The 17,560-nt window shown below is 73.7% G+C and carries 15 protein-coding genes and 3 pseudogenes; 4 read left to right on the top strand and 14 right to left on the bottom strand.

Translation table 11 applies throughout. The features are described 5' to 3' along the window. Nucleotides 1-21: 21 nt before the first annotated feature. Complete coding sequence (locus VG276_24910; protein HEV8652538.1) at nt 22-1,023, bottom strand: VWA domain-containing protein; 1,002 nt, start codon at nt 1,021-1,023, stop codon at nt 22-24. 381 nt (nt 1,024-1,404) lie between these two features. On the opposite strand from VG276_24910, the gene add reads away from it, so the two are divergent. Continuing rightward, nucleotides 1,405-2,442 carry an adenosine deaminase gene (gene add, locus VG276_24915; protein ID HEV8652539.1) on the top strand — a complete coding sequence of 346 codons (1,038 nt, stop codon included), beginning with the start codon at nt 1,405-1,407 and terminating at the stop codon, nt 2,440-2,442. Between the two features lie 160 nt (nt 2,443-2,602). Here add and VG276_24920 read toward each other — a convergent pair whose 3' ends face one another. The 9 genes and pseudogenes from VG276_24920 to VG276_24960 all read right to left on the bottom strand — a co-directional run bounded on the left by VG276_24920 (nt 2,603) and on the right by VG276_24960 (nt 13,229). Then, nucleotides 2,603-3,343, bottom strand: a complete 741-nt coding sequence (locus tag VG276_24920; protein HEV8652540.1) for a polyprenol monophosphomannose synthase — start codon at nt 3,341-3,343, stop codon at nt 2,603-2,605. Beyond that, on the bottom strand, nt 3,340-5,022 hold the full coding sequence (gene lnt, locus VG276_24925; GenBank protein ID HEV8652541.1) for an apolipoprotein N-acyltransferase: 1,683 nt from the start codon (nt 5,020-5,022) through the stop codon (nt 3,340-3,342). The genes VG276_24920 and lnt overlap by 4 nt, the downstream gene beginning before the upstream one ends. Next, nucleotides 5,019-5,291, bottom strand: a complete 273-nt coding sequence (locus tag VG276_24930; protein HEV8652542.1) for a DUF4193 family protein — start codon at nt 5,289-5,291, stop codon at nt 5,019-5,021. Before VG276_24930 ends, lnt begins: the two co-directional genes overlap by 4 nt. 360 nt (nt 5,292-5,651) lie before the next feature. Further along, nucleotides 5,652-8,036 carry an SMC family ATPase gene (locus VG276_24935; GenBank protein ID HEV8652543.1) on the bottom strand — a complete coding sequence of 795 codons (2,385 nt, stop codon included), beginning with the start codon at nt 8,034-8,036 and terminating at the stop codon, nt 5,652-5,654. Beyond that, complete coding sequence (locus tag VG276_24940; protein HEV8652544.1) at nt 8,037-9,191, bottom strand: DNA repair exonuclease; 1,155 nt, start codon at nt 9,189-9,191, stop codon at nt 8,037-8,039. A gap of 13 nt (nt 9,192-9,204) precedes the next feature. Continuing rightward, on the bottom strand, nt 9,205-10,785 hold the full coding sequence (locus VG276_24945) for an ATP-binding protein (protein ID HEV8652545.1): 1,581 nt from the start codon (nt 10,783-10,785) through the stop codon (nt 9,205-9,207). Nucleotides 10,786-12,112: 1,327 nt separating this feature from the next. Continuing rightward, nucleotides 12,113-12,241: pseudogene (locus tag VG276_24950) on the bottom strand (glycerophosphodiester phosphodiesterase). 254 nt (nt 12,242-12,495) lie between these two features. After that, complete coding sequence (locus VG276_24955; GenBank protein HEV8652546.1) at nt 12,496-12,843, bottom strand: VTT domain-containing protein; 348 nt, start codon at nt 12,841-12,843, stop codon at nt 12,496-12,498. A gap of 8 nt (nt 12,844-12,851) precedes the next feature. Next, entirely contained in the window at nt 12,852-13,229 is a 378-nt protein-coding gene (locus VG276_24960; protein HEV8652547.1) for a hypothetical protein, read from the bottom strand. A gap of 92 nt (nt 13,230-13,321) precedes the next feature. Between VG276_24960 and VG276_24965 the strand changes: the two are divergent. From VG276_24965 to VG276_24975, 3 genes and pseudogenes are all read left to right on the top strand, one after another. Then, nucleotides 13,322-13,462 (top strand): annotated as a pseudogene (locus VG276_24965) (reverse transcriptase N-terminal domain-containing protein). Between the two features lie 380 nt (nt 13,463-13,842). Beyond that, nucleotides 13,843-14,460, top strand: coding sequence for a hypothetical protein (locus tag VG276_24970; protein ID HEV8652548.1), 618 nt, complete (start codon nt 13,843-13,845; stop codon nt 14,458-14,460). Beyond that, entirely contained in the window at nt 14,447-14,818 is a 372-nt protein-coding gene (locus tag VG276_24975) for a hypothetical protein (GenBank protein HEV8652549.1), read from the top strand. Before VG276_24970 ends, VG276_24975 begins: the two co-directional genes overlap by 14 nt. Nucleotides 14,819-14,924: 106 nt before the next feature. On the opposite strand, the gene VG276_24980 is transcribed toward VG276_24975, so the two are convergent. The 4 genes and pseudogenes from VG276_24980 to VG276_24995 all read right to left on the bottom strand — a co-directional run bounded on the left by VG276_24980 (nt 14,925) and on the right by VG276_24995 (nt 17,560). Further along, complete coding sequence (locus tag VG276_24980; protein HEV8652550.1) at nt 14,925-15,173, bottom strand: hypothetical protein; 249 nt, start codon at nt 15,171-15,173, stop codon at nt 14,925-14,927. 217 nt (nt 15,174-15,390) lie between these two features. Continuing rightward, complete coding sequence (locus tag VG276_24985) at nt 15,391-16,098, bottom strand: hypothetical protein (protein HEV8652551.1); 708 nt, start codon at nt 16,096-16,098, stop codon at nt 15,391-15,393. 175 nt (nt 16,099-16,273) lie between these two features. Continuing rightward, nucleotides 16,274-16,705 (bottom strand): hypothetical protein, encoded by a 432-nt coding sequence (locus VG276_24990; protein ID HEV8652552.1) that lies wholly within the window; start codon nt 16,703-16,705, stop codon nt 16,274-16,276. A 595-nt stretch (nt 16,706-17,300) separates the two neighbouring features. Then, nucleotides 17,301-17,560, bottom strand: a pseudogene (locus tag VG276_24995) (ISAs1 family transposase).

Consider the following 17,560-nt stretch of genomic DNA (forward strand, 5'->3'; position numbering starts at 1 on the left):
GAGGCTCCTTGCGGTCTGGGGTCACGGGAGGCGGGCGGTCGAGCGGGTCCACAGCAGGCCGGCCGCGCCGAGCAGCACCAGCGCGGCCACGGCGAAGGCGACGGTCACCTCGTGCTCCTCGACGCGGTAGCCGATGCGGGAGCCGAGGCTGTCGTACACCGCGGCGAGGTTGCGGCTGGACGCCGCCAGGAAGGCGCGCCCGCCGCTGGTCTCGGCGATGCGGGCCAGGGTCTGCTCGTCGGGCGGGACGGGCCGGGAGCTGACGCCGCCGAACGGGTCGGGGGTGCGCAGCACCCCGTCCCTGGTGCCGAGCGCGATCGTGTAGACGGGCACGCCGAGGGCGCGGGCGCGGTCGGCCTGGACGAGCGGGTCGCCCCCGGCCGAGTTGGCGCCGTCCGACAACAGCAGCGCGACCGCTGGGGGGCCGTCCCGGGCCGTCCCGGGTGGCGGAGCCGCCCCGGGCTGCTCTCCCCCGCCGGCCTGGCGCAGGGTCTCGATGCTGTCGAGCGCGCGGGCGAGCCCGTCGCCCATGGCAGTCCCCCCGTTGGCCTGCAACGTCTCGAGGGCCAGGCGGACCGCTTGCCGGTCGGTGGTCGGCTGGACGAGCGTCTGGGCGTCGCTCGAGAACGTGACCAGCCCGACCTGGAAGCGGTCGGGCAGCCGGTCGAGGAAGCGCCCGGCCGCCGCGCGGGCCGCGTCGAGCCGGGTCGGGTCGACGTCGTCGGCGTTCATCGACCCGGACACGTCGACCACCAGCAGCACCGTCGCCTGGTCGCGGGGGACCGGCACCCGGGCCATGGGCCGGGCCGCGCCGAGCAGCAGGACCGTGAGCGCGAGCAGGAACAGCGCCGCCGGCAGGTGCCGGCGCCAGCGGTGGGTGCGGGCGACCACCCCGGCCAGCACGTCGAGGGCGGGGTAGCGCACGGCGTAGCGCGCACGGCGTCGCCGCGCGAGTACCAGGGCGAGCACGACAAGGGGAACGAGCAGCAGCCCGGCGAGCAGGACAGGGTTGGCGAAGGTCATCGGGCGGCTCCCGACACGCGATCCGGCGGCCGGGTGCGGCGGTGCCCGGACCTCGGACGCCCACTCTCACCGATCGCGTGTAAGCGGCATGTCAAGACGGACCCGCCGAACCGCCCGCATTCTACCCGCCTGCCGCCAGGCGCTCAGGCCAGGGTGGCCTCGTCGCTGGCTGCGTGCCGCCGGATCGGTCGCTCAGTGCGCACACGTCGAGCGGGCCCTGGGCCCTGCAGGTTACGCCACCACCCCGGTCCCCTTGGTGGGAGGATCCCGTTACGCCACCACCCGGTCCCGCTCGGTGGGAGGATCCCGCCACGCCACCAGCCCGGTCCCGTCTGGCGGGAGGATCCCGTCACGACGCTCGAGCCACCGCCAGGAGGACCCGTGCCGGCTCCGCCCCCGACCCCCGACTCGCTGCGCCGGCTGCCAAAGGCTGAGCTGCACCTCCACCTCGACGGCTCGCTGCGGCCGGCCACGGTCGAGGAGCTGGCCCGCTCGCTCGGGCTGGTCCCGGCCGACGCCCCGGCCGGCGCCGCCATGGACCGGGTGCGGGTGGCCAGGCGGGCCGGCCTGGCCGAGGCGCTGGCCGGCTTCGAGCTGCTGCTGCCCCTGCTGCAGACCCGGGAGCACCTGGCCCGGGTCACCAGGGAGCTGGTCGAGGACCTGGCCGCCGACGGGGTGGTCTACGCCGAGCTACGCTTCTGCCCCCGCCTGAACACCCGGCAGGGCCTCGGCATCGACGACGTGCTCGCCACCGCCGGCGCGGCCGCGGCCGCGGCCGAGGCGGCCACCGGCACCCGGGTCCGGCTGATCGCCTGCCTCATGGGCGGGGTCGGCCCGGAGTGGAACGCCCCGGTGGTCGACGCGGCGATCCGGCGGACCGACGCCGGGGTGGTCGCGGTCGACCTGGCGGGCCCGGTCGAAGGGCGCTCCCCGGACTGGGTGGACGCGCACGCGCGCCTGTTCGCCCGGGCCGCCGACGCCGGCCTCCGGGTGACCGTCCACGCCGGCGAGGCCGAGCCCCCGGCCGCCATCCGCACCGCGCTGGACCGCTACGGCGCCGAGCGGATCGGGCATGCGACCAGCCTGGCCGACGACCCCGACCTGCTGGCCGAAGTGGTTGAGCGCGGCGTGGTGCTGGAGATGTGCCCGCGGTCGAACTACTGGACCCGCACCCCGGCCGAGATGGCCTCCCTCGCCGACCACCCGGTCGGCCGGCTGCTCGCGGCCGGGGCCAGGGCGTGCCTGAACACCGACGACCGGACCCTGTTCGCCAACGACCTCTCCTCCGAGCTGGCCGTGGTCGCCGGGGCCCAGGAGCTCGGCGGCCGGGAGCTGGCCGCGCTTGTGGCCAACGGGTTCGCGGGGGCCTTCGACACCGGCCGGGCCGCCGCCGCCCTGGGCGCCGGCCAGCTCGGGTAGGGCCCCAGCCGGGCAGGGTGCCCATGGCCGCCCAGCCCCGGGGGAGGGTGTCCATGGCCGCTCGACGCCGGCCAGGAACCCGGCCGCGCAATGGACGGGCCGGCGGTGCGGGCCCGGGCCCTGGCCCGGACACGTCATGCTGGTCCCGGCCCGACCTGCCCTACGCCACGCTCGCGGGGTGGCGGGCGCGGCGGCGCCGGCGGCCGCCGGTGACGGCCCAGACGGTCACCCGCCACAGCGCCTCGGCAACGATCTGCTTGCTCATCTTGGAGACGCCGGTGACCCGCTCGGTGAAGGTGATCGGCAGCTCCACCACCCGGAACCCCTCCTGCCAGGTGCGGTGGGCCATCTCGACCTGGAAGCAGTAGCCGTTGGACTGCACCGCCTCCACGGGCAGCGCCTCGAGCACCTCGCGCCGGTAGGCCCGGTAGCCGGCGGTGACGTCGTGGACCGGCACGCCCAGGGCGAGCCGGACGTAGGCGTTGCCGCCTCGGGAGATCGCCTCGCGCAGCTTCGACCAGTTGACCGTGCGGCCGCCGGGGACGTAGCGCGACCCGATCGCGAGGTCGGCGCCGGCGAGCGCGTCGAGCAGCGCGGGCAGGCGCTCGGGCGGGTGGGACAGGTCGGCGTCCATCTCGACCAGCGCGTCGTAGCCGCGCGCCAGACCCCAGGCGAACCCGGCCCGGTAGGCGGCTCCCAGCCCCTGCTTGGCGTCGCGTTCCAGCAGCTGCACACGCGGCTCGCCGCCGGAGTGGGCCGCGACCAGCTTGGCGGTGCCGTCCGGGCTGCCGTCGTCGACCACCAGCACGTCGACCCGGGCTTCGACGGCGAGCACCCGGTCGAGGACCTCCTCGATCGAGTCGGCTTCGTTGTAGGTCGGGATGACGACCAGTGCCTTCAAGGGCCACCTCGCGAGGCTGCAGGCTGCGGGCCGGGCACGGCCCGCCCGGTATCGGATGGCACGCCGACCCGCTGGCCAGTCAGGGCGACCGCGGCCAGGGTGGCCACCGCGAGCCCAAGCAGCACCGCCTCGACCAGGCGGCCGAAGCGCGTGTAGACGGTCAGGCCCGACCGGGGCGCGACCGCCGCCCGGACCGTCGCGGCCTCGTACAGGCCGGTCCGCTGGCGCGCGACGCCGTCCGGGCCGACCACGGCGCTGATCCCCGAGACGGCCGCGTGCACGACGGTCCGGCCGGTCTCGACCGCGCGGAGCTGGCTGGTGGCCAGGTGCTGGCGGGAGCCGGGCGCCAGCCCCCAGGAGGAGTTGTTGGTCAGCACCACCAGGAAGCGGGCGCCGTCCCTGGCCAGCCGGCGGGGGTCCTCGGCGTAGGCCGACTCCCAGCAGATGATCGTGCCGAACCGGATCCCGTCGACCATCATCGGCTCGAGCCGCCGGCCGGGCGCCCGGTCGCGCCCGGCCTCGTTGGTCACGGGCAGGAGCCGGCGCATGGTTGCCCCGCCGGGCACGTACTCGCCGAACGGCACCAGGCGGCGCTTGACGTAGCGGTCGGCGAGCACCCCGCCGGAGGTGAACAGCAGCGCCTCGTTGGCGACCCGGTCGGGAGGCACGTCGGTGCTGGCGCCGAGGAGCAGGGGCGCGCCGGCGGCGCCGGCCGCCTCGCGGATCCCCTCCAGCAGCGCGGGGTGGGCGAACGGGTCGTCGTTGACCGCCCCCTCGCCCCACACGACCAGGTCGGGCGGTGGCCGGTCGTCGGCCAGGCGGGTGGTGGCGGCGACGTGGTTGGCGAAGGTCTCGGCGTCGGCGAGCGCCTCCTGGCCGAGGCGGTCGGCGCGGCCGCGCCCAGGCACGTTGCCCTGCACGGCGACCACGTCGAGGCTGGGACCGTCGACCGGCGGAGCCGCGGGGGCGGCCAGGCCCGCCAGCGGCAGCGCGGCCGCGAGCACGACCCAGGCCAGCGCGACGGCCGGTCGCCGCCACGGAGCGTCGGCCGGTGCCCCGGCCTGGCGCGTCTCACGACGGCCGGCCCCGAGGGCCGTCCGCACGGCCATGGCCAGGGCCAGGTTGACCGCCACGATCACCGCGGACAGCCCGTAGGCGCCGACCACCCGGGCGAGCGGGAGCAGCGGCCCGCCGTCGTGCTGGCTCAGGCCGAGGACCCCCCACGGGAAGCCGCCGAGGGGGCCGTGGGCGCGGGCCAGCTCGAGCGCCGCCCAGCAGGCGGGCAGGAGCGCCACCCGCCACCCGCCCAGGCGCCTGGTCGCGGGGACCAGGGCGAAGAACGCGGCCACGAACAGCGCCTGGGCGATGCTGAGCGACGCCCAGGCCAGGTTGCCGAACACCTCGATCCAGCGCAGGTGCACGCCGAAGAACACGAGGCCCGCGAGCAGGCCGAGCCCGGCGGCGACCCGGGGCCGCATGGTCTCGACGGCGACCAGCAGCGGGACCAGGGCGACGAAGGCGACCGGACCGAGGTCGGGTCCTGGGAACGCGAGCACCAGGCCGAGCCCGGTCGTGACCGCCGCAGCCAGGCGCATGCCCCGCCGGACGGCCGCGCCAGGAGCCCGGGGCGGCGCGTCGGTGGCACCCGTCCCGGGCCCGCCGGACGCGGCTGCGGTCACGCGCAGTCGCGGCACAGCTCGCGCCGGCGGTCGGCGAGCTGGCTGCGGTGCTTCACCAGGAAGCAGCTCTTGCAGACGAACTCGTTCTGCTGGACCGGGAGCACCTTGGTGGTCAGCGACTCGCGGGCCTCGTCACGCCCGAGGGTGAGCAGCGAGTCGTCGTCGTCCTCTTCCTCGCCGACCGAGGGCCGGTCGGCCTTCTTCGCGATCAGTTCTTCGAGCGAGGCCTCGACCTGCGTCTCTTCTTCCTCGTCCTCTGGCACCTTCATGGTTCCTTTCCATCGGTTGCGCCGGCCGCCCGTGCGCCGGTGTGCTGCCGGTCGCGGCGTGGCTGTCCTCGTCCGTGCAGTCCTCCCTAAACAGCTCCGGACCGGCGGTTGTTCCCCAGGGTGACGACATGTTGCACCCTGCGCGCAAGGCGGCGGGCTGGCCGCGTGCGGCCCGCAGGTGGACGAAGCGCCAAGCGGCGGACCGGCTGACCCGCCCGTGCCGCTGGGTCTGGCCGCGCGGTCCGCCTGCCCCGCTCTGCCGAGTCCCCGGCCGGCCCGGCCCCCAGGGTCGGCGCAGTATCGGCCGAGGTCGCGGGGCAAGTCAATGGCGGGCGGGGCGGCCGGGGCCGGCCGGCCGGGTCAGCTCAGCACGGTCGCCGTCGCGGTCCTGTAGGGGCCCTTGCGAACCTCGATCGCAGCCGGGAGCAGGTCCTTGACCTCGTCGTTGTGGGTGACCAGGAGCACCTGGCGGAAGCGGCCCTGCAAGGTGGTGAGCGCGGCCAGCATGCGCTCGCGCCGGTCCCGGTCGAGGGCGCCGAGCACCTCGTCGAGGACGAGCACGCCGAGCTCGCCGGCGCCCTCGGCGATGACCAGGCTCACCGCGACCCGCAGGGAGAGGCTGGCGAGGTCGTTCTCGGAGCCGGAGAAGCGGGACAGCTCGTACTCGACCCCCGCGTCGGCGATGCGGATCGAGTAGTCCTCCGGGTCGACCACCAGGTCCTGGTACTCGCTGTCGGTCAGCTCGGTGAACAGCCCGGCCGCCTCGGCCGACAGCCGGCGTCCGAGCCGGGAGACCAGGTGCAGCCGGAACGCCACCACCAGGTCGACCAGCCGGGCCAGGTAGCCGGCCTCCTCCTCGAGCGCGGCGACCCGCTCGTGCCGCTCGCGGCCGGCGGCCAGCGCCGACGCCTGGTCGGCCTCGCGCCGGCGGGCGCCGGCCAGCGCCGCCACGGCCTGCTGGTGGGCGCCGTGGGCCAGGGTCTGCTGTCGGCCGGCGGCGCGCTGCCGCTCCCGGGCCAGGGCCAGCACCGTGTCGGCGTCGCCGAGCGGGGCCGCCTCGGCGTCCAGGGCCGCGGCCCGGCCGTCGGCCTCGTCGGCCCGCGCGAGCGCCTGCTTGGCCGCGTCCCGGTCCGCCCCGGCCTGGTCACGCCGGGCCCGCAGCCCGGCAAGGGCGGCGGCGACCTCGTCGCGGCGGGCCGCGGCCTGCCGGCAGCGCTCCCAGGCCGCCTGGTCGAAGCCAGGGTCGGGGCAGCGGTCGAGCGCGGCCTGCCTGGCCTGGGCGTCCTCCCGGGCGGCGGCCAGGGCCGCCTCGGCCGACTCGACCAGCGCGGCGGCCCGCTCGGCCCGCCGCTCGGCCTCTCTCGCCTGCTTGAGCTCCGCGGCCAGGGTCTTCTGCCTGGCCGCGAGCGCGATCCCGGCCGCCTTGGACTCGTCCACGGCCACAGCCGCCCTGGCATGGGCGGCCGCGGCCACGTCCAGCTCCTCGGCCCGGTGCCGGCGCAGGTCGGCGTGGCGCTCCCCGAGCAGCTGCCCGCAGGTCGGGCAGGGCGCACCCGGGTCCAGGGCGGCGCCCGCCTCGACCGCCTCCCTGGCCGCGGCAAGGGTTGCCGCCGCGGCCCCCAGGGCGCCGCTCAGCTCGGCGTGGCGCTCGCGCGCGGCCTCGAGCTCGGCGTCGATGCCTTCCTGCTCGGCCTCGAGGCTGACCCGGGCCGCGACCAGCTCGGCGGTGCCCTGCGCCTCCCGGGTGGCCCGGGCCAGCGCGTCGGCGGCGGTGCGCTCGCGGCGGTGGGCGTCGTCGAGGGCGCGGGCCAGGGCCAGCCGCTCGGCGTGGACCTCCCGGGCCCGCTCGAGCGCCTGCAGCGGCGCGGCCGCCTCGGCCAGCCCGGCCGCCTCGGCCTCGGCGGCCCGGATCTCCGGCTCGAGCGCGTCGGCGGCGGCCGCGCGCAACTCGTGCCGGTCGGCCTCCTGCCGGCTGGTGGCCGCCTCGGCCCGGGCCAGGCCGGCCCGGTTGCGGAGCTCGGCCAGGGCGGCGGCGGCCCGCTCTGCCTCGGCCGCGGCCGCCTCCGCGCCGGTCAGGACGGCCGCGGCCACCGCTTCGGCCTCGGCGGCGGCCCGCTCTGCCTCTTCGGCCGCGGCCAGCTCGTCGGCGGCGCCCTTGGCGGCCGCCTCGAGGGCGTCCAGGTCGGGGAGCTGGGCCCGGGCCCCCTCGGCGGTCTTGCGCCGGTCCCTGGCCTCGTCGCGCACCCGGGCCAGGGCACGCTCGATCGGGCTGACGCCGAGCAGGTCCAGGACCAGCTTGCGCCGGTCGTTGGCCTGCATGGTGGCGAACGCGGTCAGCTCCTTCTGCTGGGCGCAGACCGACGCGAGGAAGGCGCGCTGGTCCATGCCGAGCACCCGTGCCAGGAACCCGTTGGCCTCCCGGGCCGACTGCACCGCCAGCTGCCCGTTGCGGTACACCTCGACCTCGGGGGTGAGGTTCTGCCCCTTCAGCCGCCGCCGCACGTCGTAGGAGTTGCCCTCGTGCTCGAAGACCAGTTCGACGCGCAGGTCCTCGCGGACCCCGGCCGAGCGCAGCTCGGCCTTGTCGGTCCGCGAGCCGCCGTACAGGGCGAACCGGACACCCTCGATGAGGGTCGACTTGCCAGCCCCGTTCGGGCCGTAGATGCCGACCAGGCCGTCGGGGAACTCCAGGTCGACGGCCCGGTAGAGCCGGTAGTTGCGCAGCGACAGCGAGCGCAGATGCATCTAGCGCGCCTCCTCCTCCTCGGCGCGCTCGAGGAAGCCGCGGCCCATGTCGGCCAGCCGCTCCCGGTCGTAGCCCTCGATCGGCACGCTGGCCAGGTAGCGGTCCCACTCGTCGGCGAGGCTGGCGACCGGCTCGGCCCCGACCTGGGCGGCGCCCTCGCCCTGGGCCTCCTCCACGTGCACGGCCACGTGCAGGGCGCCCGCGAACGTCTCGCCGACCACCCGCCGGTCGAGCAGGCGGCGCACCTCGGCCCGGGCCTGGTTGACGAACACGCGCACCACCGCCCCGTCCGCCCCCGCCGGCGGGGCCAGCCCGGCGATCGCCTCGTACACCTCGGACACGTCCATGCCGAACGCGTCGAGCTGGAAGGTCTGCAGCGGCCGCCCGCCAGGCACCGGGTGGTGGCGGACCGCGCCCGAGGTGGTGTCCAGGCTGAGCACGCCCTTCACGGCCGGCTCGTCGCCCTTGGGGAGGTCCTTGAAGCTGAACGTGTCGGTCGACCCCGGGTACCAGGCGTTCGGGGCGACCTTGGCGTGGTTGTGGAAGTGGCCGAGCAGGATCTGGTCGAACCCGGGGTCGAGGTCGGCCAGGTCGACCTCGTGCTCGTTCACGTCGCCGTAGCTGTAGCGGCTCGACAGCACCGTGACCGCGACGTGGGTGACGAGCACGTTCAGGTGGTCGGTGCTGCGCGCCCGGGCGGCCGCCGCGATCTGCTGCTTCTGCTCCTCGGGGCTGCCGCACTGGGGGACCGCGTGGACACGCAGCCCCGCCAGCAGGTCGACCGCCTCGTGGGCGCCCCGGTAGGCGAACGCCAGGGCCGGGAACGCGTCGGCCAGCACCGCGTACGGCGAGCCCGACTCGCGCAGCCGCGGGGTGTCGTGGTTGCCGGAGATGGCCAGCGTTGGCACGCCGGAGTCGGCCAGCCGGCGCAGGCCCCTGGCCCCCTCGCGGAACGCCCGGTAGGTCGGGCGGGGCGCGTCGAACAGGTCCCCGAGCACCAGCACCGCGTCCGGGTCGAGCCCGAGCGCGGCGTCCACCGCCCGGTGCCAGGCGGCCGCGAAGTCGGCCTCCCGCTGGTTCAGGCCGTGCGCGTCGACCGCCTGGTAGTGCGAGCGTCCCAGGTGGGCGTCGGAGATCGCGACGACGCGGGCCATCAGACGCGGGCCATCAGTCGTAGAAGCCCTGCATCGCGCCGACCGGCCGGGGCCGGGCCGCTTCCGGGTGGGGCACCGTGGCCAGCCACTCCTCGTACAGGTGGACCCGGGTGGGCAGCGCGAACGGCGCCTCCGGGTTGGTCACCAGCGCCTCCCCTGGCATCAGGGTCTGGATCTCCGGGCCGAGGTCGGACAGGTCCTGCTTGGACGACGAGCGCAGGATGTTGCGGTCGCGCTCGTCGGCCAGGCCGAGCACGAAGTAGGTGTTGAACTGGCTGAGCAGCTCGGCGTCGATCAGCTTGGGCTGCTGGGTGACCGCGCACAGCCCGACGTTGAACTTGCGGCCCTCCCGGGCCAGCCGGGGGAACACGTTGAACTCGGCGTCGTCGAGGCGGGTGAGCACCCGCTGGGCCTCCTCGAGCGCGACCAGCGTGCGTGGCAGCAGCCCGAACCGGTCCCGGTCGCTGCGGTAGGCGTCGGCCCGCTCGGTCAGCAGGCTCCGGGTGAGCAGCGACGCGACCAGCGTCTCCTCCACCGCCTCGAGCCCGCTGGTGTCGACCAGCACCACTTTGCCGTCGGCCAGGTCGCCGAGGACCTTGCCGGTCAGCGACTGGCTCGGGTCCTCGGTCATCAGCGGCAGGCGCACGATCCGCTTGGCCCGCCGCGCGAGCACCTGGATGGTGGCCAGGGCGTGCCGGCCGAGCTCGGCGTCCTTGAGGTCCTCGGGTTCCTCCTCGGCCAGGCGACGCAGCCACACGCCCTTGTCGCCGAGCAGGGCGTGGGCGCTCTCGAGCGCCTCGGACTGCGGGCCGGTGAACTTCCACGCGGTGCGCAGGTCGTCCACGCTCAGCTCGGCGAGCGACAGCCGCAGCAGGTTGCCCTGGCCGGCGCGCGGGTTCGGGGAGTAGACCCGCAGGCGCTCGTCCGCGAACGGGTGGTGGGCGAGGCCTTTGCGGCCGGTGCCGCCCTCCAGGTACTCGCCGTGCGGGTCGAACAGCAGCAGGGCGTAGCGGCCGCGGGCGGCCAGGAGCTGCCCGGCCAGCACCTTCATGAGGTTCGACTTGCCCATGCCGGTGGTGGCGAACACGCCGACGTGGCTGGGCAGGGTCTCGCCGCGGATCCCGACCGGCAGGTCGATGGTGTCCTCGCCCGAGCGCAGCCGGCCGATCTCGACGTCGCCCATCTTCTCGCGCAGGAACGCGAGGTCGGCCTCGGTGGGCGCGGTCACCTCGCCGAACTGGGCCGGGAGGCTCTTGGGCTTGTGGAAGCTCTTGTCGGCGCCGACGTAGCCGAGGCTCGACACCTTGGCGACCTTGTACAGCCGCCGCTCCACGTCGCGCATGCCGGTCGGCTCCCCGACCTGGTCCATGGCCATCAGGCCGCCGGCGGTCCGCTCCGCCCAGCCCTCGTCGGACGACTCCGAGCCGTAGGCGACGTCGGTGACCCGGAACAGGTAGCGCCGGTCCCGCTCGCCGTCGGCGCCGACGAGCAGCTCGCCCAGGAACAGGTCCTCGCCGTAGAAGGCCCGGAAGCGGACGTCGAGCACGGAGCGGCCGAAGATGCGGCCCTTGTAGCCGGGGTGCTGGTCGGGCATGGGCTGGGCCCTCGTGGTCGGTCAGGCGTTGGTGACTGGTTGGGCGTTGATGACTGGTTGGGCGTTCGTTGGTGGTTGGTCGGGTGGTGGTGGTTGGTCGGGTGGTGGTTGGTCGGGTGGTGGTGGTCGGTCGGGCGGTGGTGGTCGGTCGGGCGGTGGTGATCGGTGAGGCCTTCGTGGTCGGTCAGGCGTTCAGGGTCAGGTGGAAGTCGCGCAGCACCAGGTCGACGTCGTCCTCGTCCAGTCCCTCGCGCAGCAGCGCCTCGCGCAGGTCGCGGCGGAGGTCGGCGAGCAGGTGGCCGGGCAGGCACACGACCTGGTGGACGCGGGCGAGCGGGTAGGGGTAGCCGAGGAACGCCGGGTCGTCGGAGAGCCCGGCGAGCACCGCGAACAGCTCTTCGGCGCTGCGGTGGCCGCGCACCGCGTCGACCCGGAACGCGTAGGCACCCCGGCGGGCGAGCCGGGCCACGTACACCTCCGAGCGCCAGCTCGTGCCGGCCGCCTCGGCGTCGTCGGTGACCCGCAGCAGCCAGCGCGCGTCCGGGCCGACCTCGTCCTCGGCCCGGCGCCGCACCCGCAGCACCAGCGGCGCGTACCGGCCCCAGCGCAGCTTGGACGCCTTGGTCACCCCGACCAGGTCGACCTGACGGTCCAGGGCGAGCTCGTGGATCGGGCCGACGAAGCTGGCGGGCAGGAACGCCCCCGGGTGCAGGCTCCCGTCGACCAGCACCACGTCCCCCGGCTCGGCCTCGGCGATCGCCCGCTTGGCCCGGTCCCACTCGGCCAGCTCCCGGAGCACGTCGACGACCCCGCCGAGGTCGGCCAGCTCCCGCTCACGCACCACCCCGGCCGCGGCCAGCGCGTGGGCGTACTCGGCCTTGGCGTCGCTCTGGTTGAGGGTGCGCAGCACCAGCTCGTCGCGCTCCTCCCGGAACGTCGTCCGGTCGCGGTGCCAGACGGTCCCGGCCCGGTAGGCGACCACCCAGAAGCTGCGCCCGTTGACCAGGCAGGCCGACCCGCCGTCGACCGCGGCGGCGCAGACCCCGGGGGCCGGGTCGCTGCCGATCAGGACGATCTCGGCGTCGGCGCGCAACTCGACCGGCCGGTCGTCGTCGGGCACGACCGGCTCGTCGGCCGGGTTGTCGACCCGGGTGCCGCCGTCGGCGAGCAGCCGGGTCAGGTGCCCGGCGGCTGTCCGGACCCGGTCGGCGTAGTCCTCGACGAGCACGCCTGCCTCCCCTCTGGCGGCCGTTGCCGAACACCAGTTCTGCCCGAGCGTAACCGATGGACATGCTGAGGGGAAGCAGGCGGCAGTGTACCGCCCCAGCATGAGCGCGCCCCAGTCGAAGCTCTGGATCGTGACCCGGTCGAGGAGGCGGGCCTCTCGGACCTGGCGTGCGACGATCTGCACGAACTGCTCGCGCGGTGCGGTCTCCTGCGGTGCGCCAGCCTCCACGTCGTTGCTGCAGGCCTGAGCCTGCACGCATGCCCCTACCGCGCGGCGTGCAGGCGGTGACGGCCACGTGACGAGCCAGTGACGAACGTCCGCAGCCGGGCGCGCCGCCCGGCTCTGACACGGTGACGCAGCGCCGACCTGCCAGGTGACGCGGTGCCGCATATCGCCGCATACACCACACCGGGCGCCTCACCGGCTGTGACCAGCGGCTCCAGGTGGCGCCGCAGGGTCGCGTCGGGGCTCATGGCTGCGGCTCAGTCGGCCGGACCGCCACGCCGGTCGCGCCGGTCGCGCCAGTCGTTGCGGTCGCGGCGCGCCTGCCAGGCCCGGTAGGCGAGCGTGACGGCCAGCAGCCCGAACGAAATCCAGAGCGCGTAGCGGGAGATGGCCTCGGCGACGTCGACGGCGTGCTGGCCGAGCGAGTACCCCAGCCCGACGAGCAGGCCCATCCATGCCAGCGCCGCAACGACGTCGAGGAGCAGGAACGTGACCAGCCGCATGCCGGTCCAGCCGACGACGGCGTGGACGAGCGCGTTGGGCACCGGCAGGAAGTACGCCAGGACGACGGCCAGCCAGCCGAACCGGCCGGCCAGCCGCTCCACCCGGTTGGTCAGGCGCGCGGCCTGGGGCTACGGCCCGTGAACAGCTCGATGGCGCGGCGCCCCCACAGGCGCCCGGCCCACCAGTACAGTGGGTCGAACTTCATGAGGCCGGGCAACGCGGCGGCCACGGCGAGCGCCAGGAGCACGCGGCCGATGCGGGCGAACGCCGCAGCGGTGACGATCGACGAGGTGGAGCCGCTCAGCAGCTCAAGCAGTACCGGCTGGCGGCCGAGCAGCCACGGCTTGGCCGGGATGAGGGCGAGGTAGTAGAGGCCGCTCAGCGAGATCCCGAACCAGCAGGCCCGGTCGGCGACGCGCGGGCTGCCCACCCAGGGCAGCCACCCGTCGGACCAGGAGTTGCGCCGCTCCTGCCCGGCCACGTTCACCGCTCGCCGCCCCCTCCGTCACGATCGCCGCCGACACTACCGTCCCTGCCGTCCTCGCCGATGCCGTCGTCGTGGTCGGTGGCGTCGTCCTCGCCTCGCGTCGTGGCAACGTCCACGCAGTTCGCAGTCTGCAACGCCTGTTGATGAAGTCGGAGGCCGCCCGGCTGTTGGCGGTGCGCCGGGTCACGCAGGACAACCAGGGCAAGAACACGGCTGGCGTGGACGGGGTGAGGTGGGCGGCGGTGTCGTCGGCGGCTTGGTCTCGGTGATCGTGCCGCCGCTGGTCGCCTCCGTTGTCGCCTGCCGCCCAGACGCAGGCCTGGCGGTCCGAGCGTGGTTGAGGGTTCCACGCGAGTGTTGTACATTGTCAACAGCATGCGCGCGAGACACCCTAAACCTGAGGTTGAAGCGGCGCTCCGGGAAGCTGAAGCGGCCGGCTGGAGGGTAAAGGCTACCGTTGCCGGCCACCGGTGGGGCGTCATGCGCTGCCCGGAACACAGCCGGGCCGGCTGCCAAGAATCCATCTGGTCCACTCCAACGAATCCCGGCAACCATGCCAAGCGGCTACGTGCCGCGGTCCGAACCTGCCCACACCACCGGAAGGAGTGACCGAATGAGGACCCACGAGTTCACCCTCCTGGTCGAGGGTGCGGATCTACAGAGCGACGCAGCGCAGGACGCACTGTTTGAGGCCGGCTGTGACGACGCGACGATCGGGGTGACCGCTGGGGTGCAGCACCTGCACTTCGACCGTGAGGCGCGCTCGCTTGCTGAGGCGCTGGTAAGTGCAATCACCGCAGTAGAGCAGGCAGTTCCCGGTGTCCGGGTCGTCCGCGTCGCGCCAGACGAGTACGTCACGCTCGCCGAGATCGCCAAGCGCACTGGCCGCACCCGCGAGAGCGTCCGGCTGCTTGCCACCGGCGACCGTGGCCCGGGCGACTTTCCGCCACCGGCGGCCCGAGCTGAGCAGCGCAACAAACTCTGGCGCTGGGCCGAAGTCGCAAGGTGGTTCACCAGCCGACTCGGTGAGACCGTACCCGGCGTGCCCGATGCGGCGCTGTCGGCGGTAAACGGCCTGCTGCAGGCACGCGCCGCGCTTTCGCAGCTGGATGCCGTTGACCGAGACACGATACTGGCGTTGCAGCCGGCCGTCCGGAGCCAGGTGCTGGAACTCGCCGCGGCGGTTGGAGCAGCCGAAGTCAAGACTGGAGACCTTGATGCTGCCGCCTGACCTGCACGAGCCATTCGCGAGTGCGGAAGATCGCTCTCACGCCACACAGCAGCTCCTTGAGCGGCATCAGCTCCTTGAGGAGCTTCAGCGGCTCACTACGCTGCCGTCGGATCAGTGGCCTCCGGAGCAGATGGAGCGATTTCCCCCATCCACGGCAGGCCATCGGGAGCGCTCGGTAGAGCGGCTGGCCCATTGGCGGGCGTTGTTTGCAGACGAGCTGCGGCAGGTCCGCGACACACGAGACGCAGCCGCACATGGGCGCATCTCCGATGCAGAACTGCGCACCGCTGTCTATCTAGCTGGGCGCCTGCTGGCCGCCGCGTACGGCCGCAGCCTGCATGAGGCGGACCCTGTCTGACGGCCAACAAACATCACACGGACGCAGGCTCGTGCCGCCGCAAGGGCTGCGTCCCGTGGAGTGGAGGGCTGCATCCCGTGGAGTGGTGGAAATGGCCGGCTGGTGGTCAACCGACGTCACCAGCTACACCACGAATCGTGACTTGATTCGTCGGATTGACTAGCGCTTCGGCCGCAGGGCCCAGGTGACCCCCGCCGACCTGCAGTCCGTCGTCGAATTGCCGGATCTCGACAGTGTGCAGGCCCGCCACCATGCCCTTCGATGGCTGGAGGACGAACCGGCACTCGTGGGCCGCGCCGGGGTGCAGCCGTACTCCGCAGAACGCATTGCTGCGCAGCCGCGGCACCTTGAGCACCAAGTGCTCCTTGTCGCCGCGGCGCACCAGTTCGCGCCACTGACCCGGGAGTGCCGCCGCGGCCGCCGCCTCAGCGCGAGCGCGATCCCCCACCGCCAGCCAACCTGTCGCCTCAGACGCCCGCGCCCTGCAACTCCGCGCCCTCGAGGATCGCGGCCAGCAGCCTCGCCCCTGAAGAGGATCGCGCCCTTGACGAGCGCTCAGCGGCTGGTCGGGGCTACTCGGAGGTGACGTTGAGGACTGGCCCATAGCGATGGTCGATCATGTTGATGGGCGCGTGGATAGTGACCAGCGTGAGCAGGCGGTGCCGCCCGCTCGACAGGCCGGGCGCTGGCATCTCAATCGCATAGTCCAGCTTGCCCTCCACCAGGCTCGCACTGTCGATGGCCAACAGCGTGCGCGCGCCGGTGGTGAGATCCTCCGCGTACACCCGTGCGTCGAAGGGGGACTTGTGCATGGTGAGCGCGCGGGCGCGCGGGCCTTGAAGGCGGAACTGGACGCGGAGTGTGAAGGCTTCGTCCGGGCCGAGCGCGGCGATCCGCACGGCTGGCCGTCCCTCCTGCCGCACCCATACGTCCGAAACGGTGAAGTCCAGTGGCGGCCCGGCACCTTCCGGCGCCCCGACGTCCGCCTCGACGGCTCGTGGCGTCGCACCCGCCGGCATCGCCATCTCGCTTTCGCCCTCCGTGGCGGTGGCCGTCTCCGCCGCGGTCGCCTCGGCCTCGATGTCGGCTGGAGTGGGCTCCGTCTTCTTTCCCTGGACGGCAGCTGGTTCCTTTCGTCCGGCGGCCGATGTCGGCTTCGCCCTCGGCCTGGCTGGCCGGTCGCCCTTGCCGCGGCTCCGGGGCGCCTGAGCCTCCTTGTCGGTTTCCTCAGATGGCGTCTGAGGCGGTTGCGGACGCTTCGAGCCCTCCTCCGGCGGCATCGTTCCCTCCATCCCTGGTGGATCGTCTCGCCCATGAAAGTATGCGCAATGCTGGCCTCGAAGGTGACGATCGACTCGACACCTCCGAGGCCAGCAGCTACCGGGATCCCCACAAGGAAGGCCGCGGTCCGCGTGCCGCCCCGGGTGAGCGGCACATCATGCCGCGACCGGGGCGCTAGGTCGTGACCATGACGTAGACCTGGTGGAAGGCGGCGACGAAGGACTTGACGCAGGAGTCCGCGAAGTGGATGTGCGTGGTCACCTCGAAGGTGCCCGCGTCAAAGCCGGCGGGGGCCTCGAACTGCGTCCCGCTGCCGGGGCCCCCCGAGGTGTACGGTCCGGTCTCCACGCTGAAGCTCGTGATGGCCGGCGGCCCCGGCACGGTAAAGGTGCCTCCCGATAGGGTTGTCCGAGCGCCATCCTCCTCCCGCTCGAGGTGGTGGAACACGCTGTACTGCTTGCCGGCCATCAAGCAGTTGAGGAAAAGGGGGTGGCCGTCAAAGCCGAGGTCCACCTTCAGCTTGAGCTCCTGCCCGGCCTGGACGATAGCGGTTGGGTTGGGCGGCGGGGACAGGACCGTGACGTTGTCGAGCCTGAATGTCAGCACTCCTGGGATATCCGGTTCGGCTGTTCCTGGTCCAGGCATCTGTAGACCTCCGTTGATGCGTGCGGCGTGGCTAGATCGCTTCAGCGCACCCGGCCCGATGCCGGGGTGCGAGATGGCGGTGCAGGAGCTGAGGCCGGCTCGGGTGACGAAGAACCTCGGCAGGCAGTCTCGACCCAGTCAGGCCAGGTCTCCTGGACCCTGTTGGACCGTCGGCCACGCGTCCGGCCCACCTCCTCCGCTCGTTCTGCAGCGGACCACCCCCTTCGCCGTTGCCACCTGGTGTGTCGATCGACAGGGCTTTCCCCTCGTCAGGCCTCAGGCAGATTGCTCGACGACGAACTCGCGATACGTCCTGCGACCGGCGTACCGGCCGGGTCCCCACCCCATACCGACCTCCTTGCCTTCTGGACGACCTCCGCGGGCGCGGGTGGGCTACAGGGAAGCCCCATTGCCAGATCCTGACCGGTCTATGGGTAAGCCCTGCCGATTAAGCGGCGCTCATCTGTCGCTTAACCCTGAGGGGGTCAGAATTAAGCGTCGCGTGTCGCCTCCGGCCAAGCCTGCAGGGCTCCGGCAAAGTGGTGTGATGTCCGTTTCATGCGCACGCCAGGCCGAGGATGGTGAGCGGCCGGGCTGGGTCACGGCCGGTATGTCGTAGCGCTGCGGCGAGGTTGGGGTGACCGGCCAGGCGCAACGCGCCGATGGCCAGGTTGCGGAGGCTGGCCATCACGCGGGGGAGGCTGCCGGCGCGTTGGAGGCGTCTTGGCTGAAGGTCACGTCGCGGACCCAGTGCAGCTGCTGCTGCTGGATCGTCCAGTGCCCGCGAAGGGAGCCGGCCAGATGGGCAGGGCTTGC

It is taken from the genome of Actinomycetes bacterium (assembly GCA_036000965.1).
GTDB lineage: Bacteria > Actinomycetota > CALGFH01 > CALGFH01 > CALGFH01 > DASYUT01.